Genomic DNA, 15,349 nt, shown 5'->3' on the forward strand with positions numbered 1-15,349 from the left:
TCAGCAGCGGCTGGCTACGGCCGACTCGCCTTGGCGCAAGGCGAGCTCACCTCGGTCGAGCCCCGCGTTGCCCTCCTTCACGATGGAAGAACTCGAGTCGCAGACCGAGCACGGTCGAGGTCGAAAGACCCCCTCGAAACCAAAGACGCTCACCCCCACACTCGAAACCAAAGACCCTCCCCCCCGGCCGGACGCGGAGAGACTCCCCGCCAAAGAGGCGCACAAAAGGGACACCAGGGGACCCTTCCCGCGAGTTTAGCGTACGAAGTGCAACTTCGACGCGAAGCACCTCACCGAGGAAGAAGGTCGCCGCGAGAAAGCGGCAGCAGTCAGCGATCTGTTCGAGTGGGAAGGGTCCCCTGGTGGCCCGTGCGCCTGTTCGCGGTCGGGAAGAAGCAGGCAAGAGACCCTCGAGCCGTCCGCGGTCGGGAAGAAGCAGGCGAGAGACCCCCGAGCCGTCCGCGGTCGGGAAGAAGCAGGCAAGAGACCCCCGAGCCATCCGCGGTCGAGACGCTGCCCCCCACGCCCCCGCAAAGCCCTAGAGCGGCGACCGGTTTGAATTCGCACCGCCAGGCACATCTTGGCGGCCCCGTGGTCGTTGTCGCTCGGCGCTCGCAGTGGGTCCACCACAGCTTCGGCCTCGCTCCTAGCCACGGAGCCGCCCAGACGCACCTGACGGCGCGCCTTCAAACCGGTCGCCGCTCTAAGGAGAAAGATCCCCCACCAGAGCCTTCAAAAACACCCGCTCACACTCCAAAACCCCCGCCGGCACCGGATTCCCCCCCATCGAAGGATCCTCCACCGCCAGCGGCGCCAGCCGCCGCGCCACGTCCTCGCTAAAGCCCTGCACCCCCTCCAGCGTATGCGGCATCCCAAGATCCCGCCGCAGCGCGATCATCCACCCGAGCACCGCGTCGAAGCCCGAGCTCGCCACCGGCAGCTCGAGCCAGCGCGCCAGCGCGTCCATCTTGTCCGCGATCGCCTCGCGGTTATAGACCATCACGTAGGGCAAGAAGATCGCGTTCGCCGTGCCGTGGTGGACATCCAGCGCCCCGCCCAGCGGGTGGCTCAGCGCGTGGACCAGCCCGAGCCCCTTTTGAAAGGCCGTCGCCCCCATCGTCGCCGCCATCAGCATGTGCGTGCGCGCTTCCACGTCGCGCCCATCCGCGAACACCTTGGGCAGGTTGTCCTTGATCAGCCGCATCCCCTCGAGCGCGATGCCGTCGGCCATCGGGTGGTAGCCCGGCGCGCAGTAGGCCTCGAAGCAGTGGGCCAGCGCGTCCATCCCCGTCGCCGCCGTCAGCCGCGGCGGCAGGCCAAAGGTCAGCTCGGGATCCGCGATCACCAGCTCCGGCATCATCTTGGGGTGGAAGATGATCTTCTTGTTGTGGCTGGGATCCGTGATCACCGACGCCCGCCCGACCTCCGAGCCCGTGCCCGCCGTGGTCGGCACCGCGATCTTGGCGGGCACCTTGCTGGGGTCGATCTTCGTCCAGTTGTCGCCGACGTCCTCGTAGTCGAACACCTCGCCGGGGTTGTCGACCATCAGCGCGATGCACTTGCCCACGTCGAGGGCCGAGCCGCCGCCCACGAGCACCAGCCCGTCGGCGCCGTGGGCCCGGTAGGCCGCCACGCCGGCCGCCACGTCCTCGCCGCTGGGGTTTGGGCGCAGCTTGGAGAACACCTTCGCGTCGAGGTCCGCGGGGCGGCTGAGGTTGCGCTCGATGTCCGCGAACCAGTGCATCGTCACCAGGCCGGGGTCGGTGACGATCAGCGGGCGCTCGATGCCCAGCTCGCGGCAGGCGTCGGGGAGCTCGCGGGCGCGGCCGGGGCCGATGCGGTAGGGCGTGGGGTAGTTGAACTTGCCGACGGGTGCGTTGCTCACGAGGACGCGATGGTAGCCAATTCCAAAGCCGGCCCGTAGCCGGGACGGTGGCCAGATGTCGGACCACCGGGCCTCGGGGTCACCCCCGAGATCACGGCAAAATTACCGCGGTCCGGATCTCGCAACGACCCGGTCCATGGTCCACGATGCCGAACGATCCGAGCTCCTCCTCACCCTCGCCACCCGGGACCCCGAGCTGGTCCTCGCGCTGCTGCGCCACCGGCTCGACGCGCTGCCCCGGGACCCCCTGGTCCTGGCCCACCCGCTCGAGGCCCTCACCCAGCCCAGGCCGCCGCGCCTGCTGATCGCCCACGCGCACCGGGACATCGAGGAGGACATGGGTTGTCCTCCGCGCCTGGCCGTGTGCGTCCACGCGCCCGAGCGACCCCGGCCCAAGCGCGCCGGCCTCGGGGAGGGCGACGCGGGCGCGGCCGCGGTCGAGCACGCCCGGGCCTGCGCCGCCGCCTGGGCCAAGGACTGGAGGCGGATCCGCGCCAGCATCGGCGCGCGCTTGCGCTGCCCTGCGCACACCGTGGTCATGACTTGCGATCCGATCTTGGCCCGGGCCTTCGCGGCGCTCCCGGGGTCGGCGCTGTCGGTGATCGGCCCCGCCCAGGTCCCGCGCGTCCGCGACCCCAGCGTCGCCTCGCGCCGGCCGGCCCTGGCGCTGCTCTCGTCCGTCGTCCATGGCCGCGACGATCGCCAGGTCTGCGCCGCGACCTTGGCCGGGCTCGCGCAGGTCGAGGATCTGGAGGACGGGGACGAGCGTGAGGGAGGAGGAGCGACGGAGGGTGGAGGAGAAGCGCAGGCGCGGGGGGAGGGCAGCGCGCCCATTGGCGCGGGCTGGCTCGAGTTTCTGCGCTGGCGCAAGGTGGTCCTGGCCCACGCGCACCCTGGCGACCGGGCGGCTTTGGCAGCGCGGATCGGGGACACTCGAGCTGGAGGCGAGGGGACATGACTCCAAGTTGTGGGGAGCTCTGGGCGCAGGTAGGATCGACATCCATGGTTGATCCCGAGACCCGCGGGCGGCTACGGGCGCTCTACCAGGCGCTTCAGGATCGGCCGCTGTCTCCGGACGATTCGGCCTACGTCGAGCTCTTCGAGACCCGCGCGCTCTCGGCCGACGATCCGGTCGAGCGCATGGCGCTGAGCATCGAATTTGCTGCGCTCGAGACCGCGCAGCTCTTCAGCGGCCACCGCGGCACGGGCAAGACAACGCAGCTGCGCCGACTGCGGGAGCGGCTTCAGCGGGATCCCAAGTACAAGGTTGTGATCTGCGACATGGAGGACTACCTCCCGATGACCGACGAGGTCGACGTCGTCGACTTCTTGCTCGCCGCGGCCGGGGCCCTGTCCGACGCGCTCTCGACCTCCGAGCTCCTCGCGTATGACCCGGTCAACAACTACTGGGCTCGCTTCACCGGCTGGCTGCGCAGCCAGAAGATCGAGGTCAGCGAGCTGGGCATCACGGCCAAGGCCAAGGCCGGTGCGCCGGATGGGAGCCTCGGCGCCGAGGCCGGGCTCGGGGTCAAGCTCAACCTCAAGGACGACCCCGAATTTCGCAAGCGGATCCGCGAGCGCATGAAGCTCCGGGTCGGCGCGTTTCGAGCCGAGGTTCACAGCTTCGTTCAGGACTGTCTGCTCCGGCTGCGCGAGCGTCACGGGCAGGACACCGAGCTCGTCGTGGTCTACGACAGCATCGAGCACCTGCGCGGGACCACGACCAACGCCGAGCAGGTCGCGGCCTCGGTCGAGCGCCTGTTTCGGGGGCACGTCGAGGCGCTGCGCTTCCCCGCCGTGCACACCGTGTTCACGGTGCCGCCCTGGCTGCGTCTTCAGTATGCGGGGGTCGGCGACCGCTTTGACGACTACTGCCAGATCCCCTGCGTCAAGGTCCGCGCGCGCGATGACGCCGACGCCTCGAACACGGTCGGCCTCGACGTCCTGTGGAAGGTGGCCAGCAAGCGCGGAGACATGAGCTGGTTGCTCGGCGAGCGCGCGGCCTTCGATGAGCTCGCGCGAGCGTCGGGCGGCTACCTGCGCGACCTCTTTCGTCTGCTGTCTTTCGTGGTCAGGCAGGCCGCGGGGACGGACACGCCCGTGAGCGACGAGGTGCGGGCGTTGGCGATCGCCGACCTGCGTGGTGGGCTGCGCGGCTTCACGAACCAGGAGGCCGTTTGGCTACAGCAGATCGAGCATACCGGCACCTTTGATGTCGATGAGCCGGGGCACCACTTCAAGCTCGCGCGCTTCCTCGACTCCCACGTGCTCTTGGCCTATCGCAACGGCGAGGATTGGTATGGTGTCCATCCGGTGATTCGTGCCGACGTGGAGCGCCGCGCTCGCGCCTGGCACGAGAGTCGAGCGAGCGCGAAGCTTGACTGAGGCGCTGAGCCTCGAGGAGGCCTGGACGCGGCTGAAGCTCCACCTCGAGTGGGCGGACGCGTTTTGGATCGTGTTCGTGTTCACGAACGATCCGCGCGTGAGCCAGGAGCTCGCCCGGCGGACGCAGGCCCAGATCGAGGGGGCCGGGCGGCGCTTCGTCGGGCTGCGGCCCGCGCCCGATGAGGATCTGCGCGAAGCTCTGGCCGACGGCGAGGCGCGAGCGGTGGCGTGGGTCGACATGGTTCGCCACGACGCGAAGCCCGAGGCGCCGGTCTGGCGGACGAGCTGGGAGCGAGGGTTGATGCGGCTCAACGAGCGGCGGGAGTGGCTGCGGCGCAGGTGGGAGGGCGGTGGGATCGTGCTGGTCACGACGGGGGACCGTCTCGACGCGAGCCCGATGCTGGCGCCGGATCTGTGGTCCGTACGGGCGATGATCTTGCGCGTGGCGGGGATGGGCTTCGAGCTCGAGTCTGCTCTGAAGGTGCCTTCGTTGTTTCGTCCGCTCTCTCGCACGATCAACCCCGAGCTCCAGCGCCAGGAGATCGCGCGAGCGCGCGCGAGCGGAGATGATTTCGCGCTCGCGCGGGCCCTCTCACTGTTGGCCCAGGTCAGCGAACGCGAGGAGGGGCTCTCGCTCGCCAAGGAAGGGCTCGCGCTGGCCGACGCGCTCTCGAGCTCCGTCGAGCCCGAAGCGCGCTCACTGGCGGAGCTCGATCACCTCGGCTCGATGTTCACGTTGTTTGGCGAAGCGTTGGAAAGCTTGGCTGACCCAGAGCACGAGCTCGAGGCCTATCAGCGCGCGGTCGACTTGCGTCGTCAAATCGTTCGTGTGGGCGGCTCGAAATATCTCTCACAGCTGGGGTCGTCCTTGGTGGCCCTGGCGACCTCGCTTGGCAACGTAGGGTGCTTCGCGCTCGCCCGTGAGCGCGCGAGCGAGGCCGTGGACATCTATCGTCAGCTCGCTGGCGCGGATCCGCAGCGCTTTATTGTCTTGTTGGCTGCGGCGCTCAACAATGTCGCCGCGGCCGAGAGTTCGCTCGGCGAGCACGAGGACGCTCTGGCCACGGCAGGGGAGGCGATCGAGCTGCTTCGTTCACGGGGGGAGCGCGACTCCGGGCTGACACGTTGGGTGCTCGGGGTCTCCTTGGATAATCTGGGCGTGTTCTCGATTCGCCATGGGCAGCTCGACGAGGCCATCGCAGCGACCCGCGAGGCCCTGGCCATCTACACCGAGTTCGTGGCGTCTCAGCCCGAGGGCTTCGTCCGTGTATACAGCCAAAACCTCGAGCGGCTCGTCACTTGGCTGCGGAAGGGGGGACGCGTCGAGGAGGCGCTCGAAGTCCTCGACGAAGCTTGCGCGCTCTACCGGCGGTTCGTGGGCGACGAGCTCCCCGAGGTCGCGGCGAGCCTGGCCGCGGCGCTCGAAGCTCGCGGCGCTGTCTTGCTCGAGCTGGGCCGCCGCGAGGAAGCTGACGCGAGCGTGGCCGAGGCGTTGTCATACGCTGTCGGGACATCGGGCGCCGTCGATGGCGCCGACCATGGGCCTGGGGGCGGGACCGAGGCCGACTGAACGCTCGGCCTCGTGGCGACGAGCTCAGAGCAGTCGCAGCCTCAGGGCGAGAGCTTGCGCAGCAGCCACTCGGCCCCGTAGCGGTAGCCCACGCGCTGCCAGGCCCGCGAGGCGAACACCGCGAACACCAGGAAGGTCGCCAGCACCGCCAGCCCTTCCTGGGCCGAGAGCGCCCGCCACCACGCCATGTGCTGCCCCAGCCAGCGCAGCGGGCCCACGTGCGCTTGCCACCAGCCGTCGGTGCGCGTCAGCTCGCGGAACACCCACACGTGGAGCAGCAGCAAGGTCAGCGAGGAGCGGCCCAGGGTCACCAGCAAGTTGCGCTCCGAGAGCGGTCGCCGGTGGTCCCAGGCCATCACCGCCAGGCAGCCGAGCAAGACCACGCCGAGGAGCAGGGCCACGAGGGTCGGGGAAGCCGGGAAGAAGGGGACGCGCAGGCTCGTGGTCCGGCCGAGCGCGCTGGCGGGGTCCGAGGGCAGCACCCGCAACGCCAGGCCGACGCCGCCCAGGGCGAGGGCGCCCGCGGCGAGCTTGGCGAAGGTCCGCAGCCCCTCGGGCGCGGCCACGAAGCGCCCCGCGACCAGGCCGGCGAGGTAAAAGGAGAACCACGGGAAGACCGGGAACTGGCCCTCGAGCAGGGCGATGCGCAGGCCGGCCCACTGCTGCGGCGAGCCCGGGGCGCGCCCGGCCATGTAGGCGTTGTCGAGGGCCAGGGGCACCTCGAAGTGGGCCTGGAGGGCGCCGCTGACCGCGATGATCCCCGCGCCCAGGGCGAGCAGGGTCGGGGTCGAGAGCCGCCGCCACAGCGGGGTGGTCAGCATGCCAAGGCCCATGAGGTGGAGCACGAACCACGAGCGCATCGTGAACCAGCTCGGGGTCAGCAGGCTCAGCGCATAGCCGAAGGCCATGACCACCAGGCCGCGGACGATCAGCGTCTTGTCCGGCGAGCGCGGGCCGGCGCTGCGTTTTTGGACAAGCAGGCTCGAGCCCATGCCGGCGAGGGTCACGAAGGCCGGGGCCGCGCCGCCGCCGAGGGCGTTGAAGATGAACAGCCCGAGGTAGTCCACGGACCGCTCACCGACCTTGGGGCCCTCCCACAGCCACACCCCGAGGTGCTGCTCGATCATCAAGAACACGGCCACGCCGCGCAGGGCGTCGAGGCCGAGCAGGCGCTTGCTCTTTGGTGTGGAGGGCGCGCTCGCGGGCTCGGGCTTGGGCTCGGGATCAGCCACGGTAGGCAACGCTGCCAGAGATCCGCGCGCGCGTCAGCCCCGGGGGCCGTCTCGTGGTGCGGGGGTGCGTTGGAGGATGCAGCCGCCAAACTCTCCGCGATCGGAGACCGCGTAGACCAGCGCGCGCTCGCGGGCAGGCATGTAGGGACGCAGCCGCGCGGGCGGACGCAGCTCGTCGATGGCTTGCATGATCGCCACCGCGCCAGCGGCCGCGCCCACATCACCGAGCTCGGAGCCGACGTCGCGGTGGTAGAGCGGCTCGGGCATGACGCGAGCGTTTCGAAGATAGGCGTAGCAAAACTCCCGTCCCCAGAATTCACCGTGCGGCTGACCCGAGAACACGCCGTCGACCCGCGCTGGAGAGGACCGGCCGAGGCGTCCAAAGAGCTCGGTCAGCCCGCGGGCGTGGGCCGGTGCTCGTCCGCTGGAGTAGGCCGCGAAGCTCTCTGGATGCTCGAGGTGTTCGATCGCCGAGAGCGCGATGGCCCGCGGAGAGTGGCGCTTGCTGACCAGCAAGAAGACCGCGGCCTCGCCCGGTATCCGGCCGTCGGGGTTGTTCGGCGAGAGCAGCAGCTTGCGAGCGTCGAGCGCTTCGAGCGAGGCGGGGTCGACCAGAGAGTCGGAGGTGCCCACGACGACGAAGGGGAGCTCGTTCGCTTCCAGATAGGCGCGCGCGAGCGCGAGCGCAACCATGAAGCTGGCACGACCGGCGCTGACGGGAGCACGACTGGCGATGTCGATGAATTCGAGGGTGCCCGCGCCCAGCCGCGAGAGCAGCGTCGTGGCGCGGGCTTGTACGCGGCGAACGTGCTCGCCGGGGCCCCCCAGAGCCAGGATGAAGGGGAGGGCGCGCGCGCTGTGTTCGCGCAGCGCTGGCAGCAGGTCGAGGAAGGCCGCCTCCATCAGGGCGAGCGTCCGCTGTGTCCGATCCGCGCTTGGCTCGATGTGCTCACTCCTGCTGAAGCTGAAGTCGGCCTCGTCGAGGGTGAAGCCGTCGATACCCGCGCGCATGGCCGCGAGGGCCGCGGCCGAGTAGAGCCCCACCGGGCAGGCCATCCCCACGGCGTCGATCCATAGCGTGTTCACGCGGTGCTCCGATCTCGCAACGAGCGGACGAGGATCTCCTCGAGGATCAGAAAGCTCGGTCGCAAGATGACCTGCGCCCTCCAGATCATGGTCAGGGTCATCTCGGTTGCGTCGATGATGACCGTGTCGAGGGGAAGGGGCAGGCGCAGGGTCTGCGTCGCGGTCCGGAGCTTGGCGAGCAGGCGCTGGTGAGGTAGGGGGAGCTCGATGACGCCGCCGGGGTGGAGTCCGGTGAGGCGGAGCTGTTCGTTGCCTTCGAGGTGCTTGGTCGCGCGCAGCTCGGGCGGGGCTGCTCGAAAGAAGCGCTCGTCGAGATCGTCTGGCCACAGCGGGGCGCGCTCGGCGGTCCAGGCGTCGTCGTAGGTCCCGGCGAAGGCTCTGCGCGGGCCCCAGCTACGCGCGATGGGTCCGAAGCCCACGGGGGATGGGAGGTCCGAGGGGGTCTGGATCAGCTGCTGCGGATCTTCGATGTTGGGTAGGGCGCGGTCGACCGCCGCGGTCAAGCTGGGCATGAGCCCGAGGCCCACGGGGTTGCGCTCGCAGGCCTCGCGCCGCGCTCCTCGGGCACCCGCCAAGAAGCCCCCGAAGCTGCGCTCGTAGACCAAAGGCGCGCGCTCGAAAGATCGGGGCGCGCTCGGTCGCGGACCGCCGAAGCCTCGCCGCCACCAGCGGTCGCCGTAGACGACGGCCGCGCGCCGACAGGGGCCGACGCGGACCTCGACGAGGGCCTGCGCAGCCGGGCGGCCGCCTGGGGTCCAGGCGTCGCCGTAGACGAGGATATCGGTGCCGGAGCGCGGGCACGAGGCGAGGCCCTCTCGCTTCAAGCTCGAGTGTTCGGGGTCCGCGTAGTGGACGTCTTCGAGAGGTGGGAGCGACTGCTGCTCGCAGATCTTCGCCGCCGTGCCTGCACCTGGAGGGGGCAGGTCGAAGCGACCGGCGACGATGATGAGGGCGGACTCGAGGTTCCGCGGGGTCATGAAGGGCATGCAGGTCGCGGCGAAGGGGGTCAGGTTGTCCATTCGTCCTCGTCTCGGTCGATGAACCACTCGCCGGGGCTGGCGATGGTGGGGAAGTCGTCTTTGATCTCCTCGGCCATGGACAGGACGAGCTTGCGGTCGTTGGCGCCGATGAGCAGGCGGATCATGCCCAGGCGGGTGGACTCGGCGTCGAGGGAGATGGGGTCGTCGTGCTCGCCGAACCAGGTGTTCTCGCTGCCCGGGAGGCACTCGCGCCAGCCGAGGGCGCGCAGCGAGGCCCTGAGGTTGAACCATGTCAGCTCGTGCTTCTTCTTTGAAAAAGAAAGGGGAAGCTCGTACTGATACATGTTCTTGACTTGCTCATAGTCGGAGTATGCTGTCGATTGGACGAAGTCCGTAAATGAGAGCGCAAAAACGACCTCTGGGTCGAGAAGAGCGGGGTCTTGCTCGGAGAAGTCGCGCGCGACCACGGGGGGGTCTTCTCGGGCGCCGAGTTCGAGGTCCAGATAGAGATCTCCCCAGTAGCTCTCGTCCTCTTCATTTTTCTGGCCTGCGATCCATACGAACCTCGGCTCGGGATGATCGGGCCGCCACCCTCGAGGCGATGTCGAGTTGAAGATCAGCTCACTGATGGTCGAGTAGCGCTCCCAGCTGAGTTCGAAGCCGCCATGGTTTTCACCCATGAGAGATAAAAAATCGACGTATGCCTGGGGGAGCTTTGCCAAGTGAATGGCTTGGAGTTCGGCAATGCGCTCGCTGCTTGCACCGCGGATGCGCGCGCCGAATCCAGGGGCGCGTTCATCGATGAAGTTGATGATGTGCTGCCAGTCTTTGGCGGTCAGCATTTCCAGTCTCCAAGATCGCAGAGCAAGAGCGGGAGGATGAGCTGGCAGGAGTAGCAAGAGCCGACGGCCTTGCTCGTGATCCTCCGAGCAGCATCATCTGGTGTGTAGTCGCTGAAGGTAAATGTTCGTTTTCGAGTATTGGTTGGCTTTGCGAGGTTCAATGAGTAACGCTGTGTCCACTTCCCCTCGGGCCGCCACATGATCTCGGTCATAGATAGTATTTCGTGGCCTTTGGCCCTGGCGAGGAGTTTTTGCGCTGCGCATGTCCCGGGTTTCGAGGTCTGATTGCGCAGCTCGATGAGTTCCTTGGAATTGCTCTTTCGAATTTTGTTTATGTGATCGACTGTGCTCATGATCAGGCCATAAGCTCGATCGTTTTCGCCGGCGAGGGTGCTTGAATCCACCCCGCCTCCGCCAATGGTCACGCAGCCCTCGGCGGCCTCGTGGAAGTGTTCCTGAGTCATCCCCGAGGTCGTCGCCCAGGTCTTGCAGTTGCACACGAGCACGCCGACCATATAACCCTTGAGCTTGTCACCATGCTTGCTCTTGACGGTCTTTGCATAGCGGCGAGGGTTCGCATGAAGGCGCTTGACGATATCCGCTGCGATCGCCGCGCTCGACGCCTTCATCTCCTTGATCCGGTGCTTGTCCGCCGACTTCCCGCACAGCGGACAGGGCCCCTCGAAGTCGTCGCCATAGGCCAGGCCGGTCCCGCCTTGCTGAATGAACGATGTGTTGAAGGTGTTGCCGTTGTGCAAGGTGGTGTCCATGAAGCGGACGACTCCCTTGCCCTCGAATTTGACGTTGGGGCTCCTGGTCGCCCAGGACAGCTTGCCCTTGGTCTTGGACGAGAGCAGCCCGCCGCCGGCGCTGCCTGCTTCGTCGCCGGTGCTCGTCGAGAGGGTCGCGCCCTGGATGGCGACCGAGCTACCGCCGATCTTGGTGCGCTTGGTGCCGGCTTCGAGGTCTCTACTCTTGGCGACGTTGACGTAGGGTACGGGGACAGGGCCGCCAGGAGAGGGCGTCTTGCACACGTCTGGAGGCGCCGAGGTGTTGGTCTGGCCGTCGCCCGCGTGGACGATGCTGCGGCCGTTTGCGTAGACTTTCGAGTTCGACATGGGCTAGCCTGGTCCGACCCAGGTTAGCCCAAGACCGCAGCCCGGTCGAAGCCCGAGCCGCGTAGTCCCTAGGACTCTTTTGAAACCTCCGCGGCCGGCAGGCGGATCACGAAGCGCGCCCCCTCGCCAGGCGTCGACTCGAGCCCCACGCTCCCGCCGTGCGCCTCGGCGATCCTCGCGACCATTGCGAGACCCAAGCCCAAGCCCCCGGTCACCCGGCTGCGGCTGGGGTCCACGCGGAAGAAGGGCGTGAACACGAGCTCCTGGAGCTGCGCGGGGATCCCCGGCCCCTCGTCGATGACGGCGAGCTCGATCATCTCGCCCCCGCGCTCGCCCCCGCGCCTGGCCGCGATGCGCACGGGTCGGTCGGCGGGGCCGTGGCGGTAGGCGTTGTCGAGCAGGTTCTCGCAGGCGCGCAGCAGCGCGGCGACGTCGAGGGCGAGGGCGCCGAGGGACTCGGGGTGCTCGCCGAGGTCCACGTCGAGCTCGCGCTCGGGGTGGGCGAGGCGGAAGCGGGCGGCGACGCGCTCGACGAAGGCCGAGACCTCGACGCGCTCGCGGGCGGCCACGGCGATCGGGGCGCCGCGGCTGAGGTCGAGGTCGAGCTTGGCGGCCGCGAGCACGCTGCTGGTCATGCGCTCGAGCTCGTCGACGTCGGCGCTGAGCTCGGGGAGCATGTCGCCGAGCTCCTCGCCGTCTTGGAGCATGGTCAGGGCCAGGCGCATGCGCGCGAGGGGGGTGCGCAGCTCGTGGGAGACGGAGCTGAGCAGCTCGCGCTGGGATCGCTGGAGGCGGGCGAGCTTTTGGGTCATGTCGTCGAAGGCCCGGGCGAGGGAGCCGAGCTCGTCGCTGCGCGCGAGGTCGAGCTGGACGTTGAAGTCGCCGCGGGCGATGGCCCGGGTCGCCTCGGTCATGCTCAGCAGCGGCCCGACCAGGCGCCGCGTCGCCCAGGCCGCGAGGCCGAGGCCCAAGACCCCGGCGACGCTCAAGGTCAGGGCCAGGATCACGCTGGTCTCGCTGATCACCCGGTCGGGCAAGGAGCCGTAGATCGCCCAGCCGGTCTGGGTGCCGTCGTTGGCGTAGGTCGGGAAGCGGCTGAGCTGGCTGGTGGGCTCGGGCGGGAGCGGGGGCTCGACGTTGGAGGCGAGCAGCCGGCCGTGGAGGTCGTAGACGCTGGTGTGCCCGCCGAGCCGGCTGCGCATGAGCTCGAGGCGACCTTGGAGCTGCTCGGGAGGCTGCCCGGCGTCCACGGCCATGGCGATGGCCTCGCGCGCGCGCCCGAGCGGGGTCAGGCCTGGATCCGCGGTCCAGCGCACGAAGAGCACGGCCGCGCTCACTAGCAGGAAGGTCGAGAAGTTGATCAGGAACAGGCGGGTGAGCAGGCGCCTCATCCTCGCCTCGCTTGCGATGCGTCGTCGAGGAGCATGTAGCCCTGGCCGCGGACCGTCCGCAGCATCCACGCGGCGCCGAGCTTGCGGCGCAGGCGAGACACGTGGACGTCGATCGAGCGCTCGAAGGCCTCCTCGGCCTTGCCCCGATGCACGCGGTCGAGCAGGCGCTCGCGCGAGAGCGGGCGCCCGGGGTGCTCGGCGAGGGCGTAGAGCAGGCGGAATTCGTAGGCGGTCAGGTCGAGGGCCGCGCCGGCGAGGTGGGCCCGCATCTGCTTGGGCTCGAGCACGAGCTCGCCGACCTCGAGGATGCGCTGGGTCGGCCCGAGCTGGCCGCGCTCGCGGCGGACGATGGCGTTGACCCGGGCGAGCAGCTCGCGGGGGTTGAAGGGCTTGGCCAGGTAGTCGTCGGCGCCGCGCTCGATCCCGGCGACGCGCTCGTCGTCGCTGCCGCGGGCGCTGATCATGATGATCGGCACGTCGTCGTGCTCGCGCAGGGCCTCGCAGACCGTCAGGCCGTCGCAGCCGGGGAGCATCAGGTCGAGGAGGACCACGTCGTAGCGGTGCTCCGAGGCCGCCGCGATCGCCCGCTCGCCGTCGGCGACCCGGGTGATCACCAGGTTGTGCTTGGCGAGGTAGCGCTCGGTCAGCTGGGCGAGGCGCTCGTCGTCCTCGACCATCAACACCTGGATGGGCGCGTCGGCGTCTTCGGGCATGGGTCTAGCTTAGAAGAACGCGGCGCTCGACATGGACAGAAACACTTCTTCATCGGATCGTGCTGGCGTTCGTCGCGGCTGGCGCGCTAGACCCCTTGCGATGATGGATGACGCAGATTGCTCGTATGTTCGGCGCGCCCGGGTCGCCTTCTTTGGCTGTGTCTTGCTCGGCCTCGGGGCCAGCGCTTGTGGGGGGACCGAGGCTGGTGAGGACGAGGCCGGGGAGTCCGGCGAGGCTGGGGAGTCCGGGGACAGCGACGCCGGCGCGCAGGCGACCTACACCTACTGGGCCGACGCCAAGACCGTGCTCGATCAAAAGTGCGCGACCTGTCACGTGGACGGGGACATCGCCCCCTTCTCGCTGTCGAGCTACGGGGAGGTCAGCGCGGTCGCGGCGGTGCTGCCCGGCGCGATCGAGTCGGGCTCGATGCCGCCCTGGCCGCCCTCGGAGACCTGCAACGAGTACAGCCACGATCGCTCCCTCGACGAGCAGGAGCGCGAGATCCTGCTGACCTGGCTGGCCGAGGGCGCGCCCGAGGGCGACCCCGCCGACGCGCCCGCGGAGGCCGGGGATCAAGCAGACAGCTTCTCGGCCGACGTCACGCTCAGCTTGCCCGAGCCCTATGTCCCGACCAAGGAGCCCGACGACTACCGCTGCTTCCCCGTCGACTGGGAGGGGCCCGAGCCCTACGTCACCGGCTTTCGCGTGCTCCCGGATCAGCGCAGCATCGTCCACCACGTGATCGCCTTCGCGGCCGATCCGGATCAGCTCGAGGCCGTCGCGCAGCTCGACGCCCAGGACGAGGGGCCGGGCTACACCTGCTACGGCGGCGCGGGCCTGCCCGGGGCGCGCTGGGTCGCGAGCTGGGCGCCGGGCAGCCGCGGGATGACCTACCCCGAGGGCACCGGCGTGCGCCTCGACCCCGGCTCGCAGCTGATTATCCAGGTCCACTACAACACCTCGTCGAGCGCGCCGGTGGCGGATCAGAGCACCCTCGAGCTCAGCGTGGCCGAGTCCGTCGAGCGCCCGCTGGTCAACCAGCCGCTGGCCAACCCCGGGTGGATCCTCGGCTACGAGCCGATGCTGATCCCCGCCGGCGAGGCCGAGGTCAAGCACGCGACGACCATCGACCTCTCGGACTCGCTGTGGGCCAACGCCATCGCCGAGACCGGGGCCGCCGAGGGCGAGGACCTGCTCTTGCACTTCGCCGGGCTGCACATGCACGAGCTCGGCGCGCACGCCAAGCTGACCATCAACCGGGCCGAGGACGCCGGGACCGAGTGCGTGCTCGACATCCCGAGCTGGGACTTCGGCTGGCAGGGCGCCTACGACCTCGTCGAGCCGATCCGCATCCACCCCGGCGACGAGATCGGCCTCGAGTGCACCTGGGACAATAGCGTGATGAACCAGCCGATCATCGACGGCGAGCTCGTCGAGCCGACCGACGTCTACTGGGGCGAGGGCACCCGCGACGAGATGTGTCTGTCCGTGGTCACCCTCAGCCGGCCGTGAGCATGTCCATGGCTAGCTGCGCGCGCAGGTCGAGCTCGGTCTCGGCGCTGGTCTCCACGCTGGGCTCGACCCTGCTGTGGGTCGTGGTCGCTAGCTCGGCCTGTGCTCCCGGGGGAGGGGGAGATGGAGAGGGGATTGACGAGGGCGGGGGCAATGACGGGGGCGGTGTCGAGGCGCTAGCTTTGGTCGAGGTCGGGGACCTCGAGGCCTGGGCGGTGCTCGACGCCGAGGCGGATCCGCTGGCGGACCATCGCCCCGAGACCATTGAATGCCCGCTGGGCGCGTGGCGAGAGGAGTACGGCGAGCTCGAGGTCCAGACGGGGGTCTGCAACTACCTGGCCTTGGGTCAGGGCAGCCTCGTCGACCTCGAGGTCGGGGATCAGGTCGTCGTCGATCTGTGGCACGACGCCCTCGACGCGGCCGAGCCGGCCGTGGCCCACGTCGCGCTGCTCGTCGACGGCGAGATCATCGGCGAGCAGGAGGTCGACATCCCCAGCGCGGCCCAGGTCCTGCGCTTCGAGTGGGAGGCGAGCGCGGCGATCTCCGCGGGGGCGCCGGTGGTCTTTCACCTCCACAACCACGGCTACAACGCCTGGACCCTGGTCGAGGTCAGGGCCCTGGTTCATTGAGCCGA

14 protein-coding genes are annotated in these 15,349 nt (G+C 69.1%); 5 read left to right on the top strand and 9 right to left on the bottom strand.

Translation table 11 applies throughout. The features are described 5' to 3' along the window. Nucleotides 1–153 carry a hypothetical protein gene (locus tag G6O69_RS12490; protein ID WP_176396794.1) on the bottom strand — a complete coding sequence of 51 codons (153 nt, stop codon included), beginning with the start codon at nucleotides 151–153 and terminating at the stop codon, nucleotides 1–3. 550 nt (nucleotides 154–703) lie between these two features. Beyond that, nucleotides 704–1,885 (bottom strand): iron-containing alcohol dehydrogenase, encoded by a 1,182-nt coding sequence (locus tag G6O69_RS12495; protein WP_346017035.1) that lies wholly within the window; start codon nucleotides 1,883–1,885, stop codon nucleotides 704–706. A gap of 136 nt (nucleotides 1,886–2,021) precedes the next feature. Here G6O69_RS12495 and G6O69_RS12500 point away from each other — a divergent pair, with 136 nt between their 5' ends. The 3 genes from G6O69_RS12500 to G6O69_RS12510 are packed head-to-tail and all read left to right on the top strand — an operon-like array spanning nucleotide 2,022 to nucleotide 5,840. Then, nucleotides 2,022–2,843 (top strand): hypothetical protein, encoded by an 822-nt coding sequence (locus tag G6O69_RS12500; protein WP_172303734.1) that lies wholly within the window; start codon nucleotides 2,022–2,024, stop codon nucleotides 2,841–2,843. A gap of 44 nt (nucleotides 2,844–2,887) precedes the next feature. Continuing rightward, the gene (locus G6O69_RS12505) at nucleotides 2,888–4,270 is read left to right on the top strand and encodes a hypothetical protein (protein ID WP_172303735.1); all 1,383 of its coding nucleotides are present in this window, start codon (nucleotides 2,888–2,890) and stop codon (nucleotides 4,268–4,270) included. Further along, the gene (locus tag G6O69_RS12510) at nucleotides 4,263–5,840 is read left to right on the top strand and encodes a tetratricopeptide repeat protein (RefSeq protein WP_172303736.1); all 1,578 of its coding nucleotides are present in this window, start codon (nucleotides 4,263–4,265) and stop codon (nucleotides 5,838–5,840) included. The genes G6O69_RS12505 and G6O69_RS12510 overlap by 8 nt, the downstream gene beginning before the upstream one ends. A 41-nt stretch (nucleotides 5,841–5,881) precedes the next feature. Here the strand turns inward: G6O69_RS12510 and G6O69_RS12515 are convergent, their stop codons facing one another. The 7 genes from G6O69_RS12515 to G6O69_RS12545 form a co-directional block, all read right to left on the bottom strand. Continuing rightward, nucleotides 5,882–7,072 (bottom strand): DUF418 domain-containing transporter, encoded by a 1,191-nt coding sequence (locus tag G6O69_RS12515; RefSeq protein WP_346017141.1) that lies wholly within the window; start codon nucleotides 7,070–7,072, stop codon nucleotides 5,882–5,884. A gap of 33 nt (nucleotides 7,073–7,105) precedes the next feature. Beyond that, nucleotides 7,106–8,158, bottom strand: a complete 1,053-nt coding sequence (locus G6O69_RS12520; protein WP_172303737.1) for a hypothetical protein — start codon at nucleotides 8,156–8,158, stop codon at nucleotides 7,106–7,108. Then, a complete protein-coding gene (locus tag G6O69_RS12525) occupies nucleotides 8,155–9,177 on the bottom strand; it encodes a DUF2169 domain-containing protein (protein WP_172303738.1) in 1,023 nt (340 codons plus the stop codon). Before G6O69_RS12525 ends, G6O69_RS12520 begins: the two co-directional genes overlap by 4 nt. Continuing rightward, nucleotides 9,165–9,980, bottom strand: a complete 816-nt coding sequence (locus G6O69_RS12530) for an SMI1/KNR4 family protein (protein WP_176396795.1) — start codon at nucleotides 9,978–9,980, stop codon at nucleotides 9,165–9,167. The genes G6O69_RS12525 and G6O69_RS12530 overlap by 13 nt, the downstream gene beginning before the upstream one ends. Further along, the gene (locus G6O69_RS12535; RefSeq protein ID WP_172303740.1) at nucleotides 9,974–11,098 is read right to left on the bottom strand and encodes a DUF4150 domain-containing protein; all 1,125 of its coding nucleotides are present in this window, start codon (nucleotides 11,096–11,098) and stop codon (nucleotides 9,974–9,976) included. Before G6O69_RS12535 ends, G6O69_RS12530 begins: the two co-directional genes overlap by 7 nt. 68 nt (nucleotides 11,099–11,166) lie before the next feature. Then, nucleotides 11,167–12,489: a HAMP domain-containing sensor histidine kinase gene (locus G6O69_RS12540; protein ID WP_172303741.1), complete on the bottom strand. Its 1,323-nt coding sequence runs from the start codon at nucleotides 12,487–12,489 to the stop codon at nucleotides 11,167–11,169. After that, the gene (locus G6O69_RS12545; RefSeq protein WP_172303742.1) at nucleotides 12,486–13,202 is read right to left on the bottom strand and encodes a response regulator transcription factor; all 717 of its coding nucleotides are present in this window, start codon (nucleotides 13,200–13,202) and stop codon (nucleotides 12,486–12,488) included. The genes G6O69_RS12540 and G6O69_RS12545 overlap by 4 nt, the downstream gene beginning before the upstream one ends. A 103-nt stretch (nucleotides 13,203–13,305) precedes the next feature. Here G6O69_RS12545 and G6O69_RS12550 point away from each other — a divergent pair, with 103 nt between their 5' ends. Both G6O69_RS12550 and G6O69_RS12555 read left to right on the top strand, forming a co-directional pair. Continuing rightward, nucleotides 13,306–14,715 (top strand): monooxygenase, encoded by a 1,410-nt coding sequence (locus G6O69_RS12550; protein WP_176396796.1) that lies wholly within the window; start codon nucleotides 13,306–13,308, stop codon nucleotides 14,713–14,715. 2 nt (nucleotides 14,716–14,717) lie between these two features. Continuing rightward, nucleotides 14,718–15,344, top strand: coding sequence for a hypothetical protein (locus tag G6O69_RS12555; protein ID WP_172303744.1), 627 nt, complete (start codon nucleotides 14,718–14,720; stop codon nucleotides 15,342–15,344). Nucleotides 15,345–15,349: the final 5 nt, after the last annotated feature.

The organism is Pseudenhygromyxa sp. WMMC2535, from assembly GCF_011083025.2.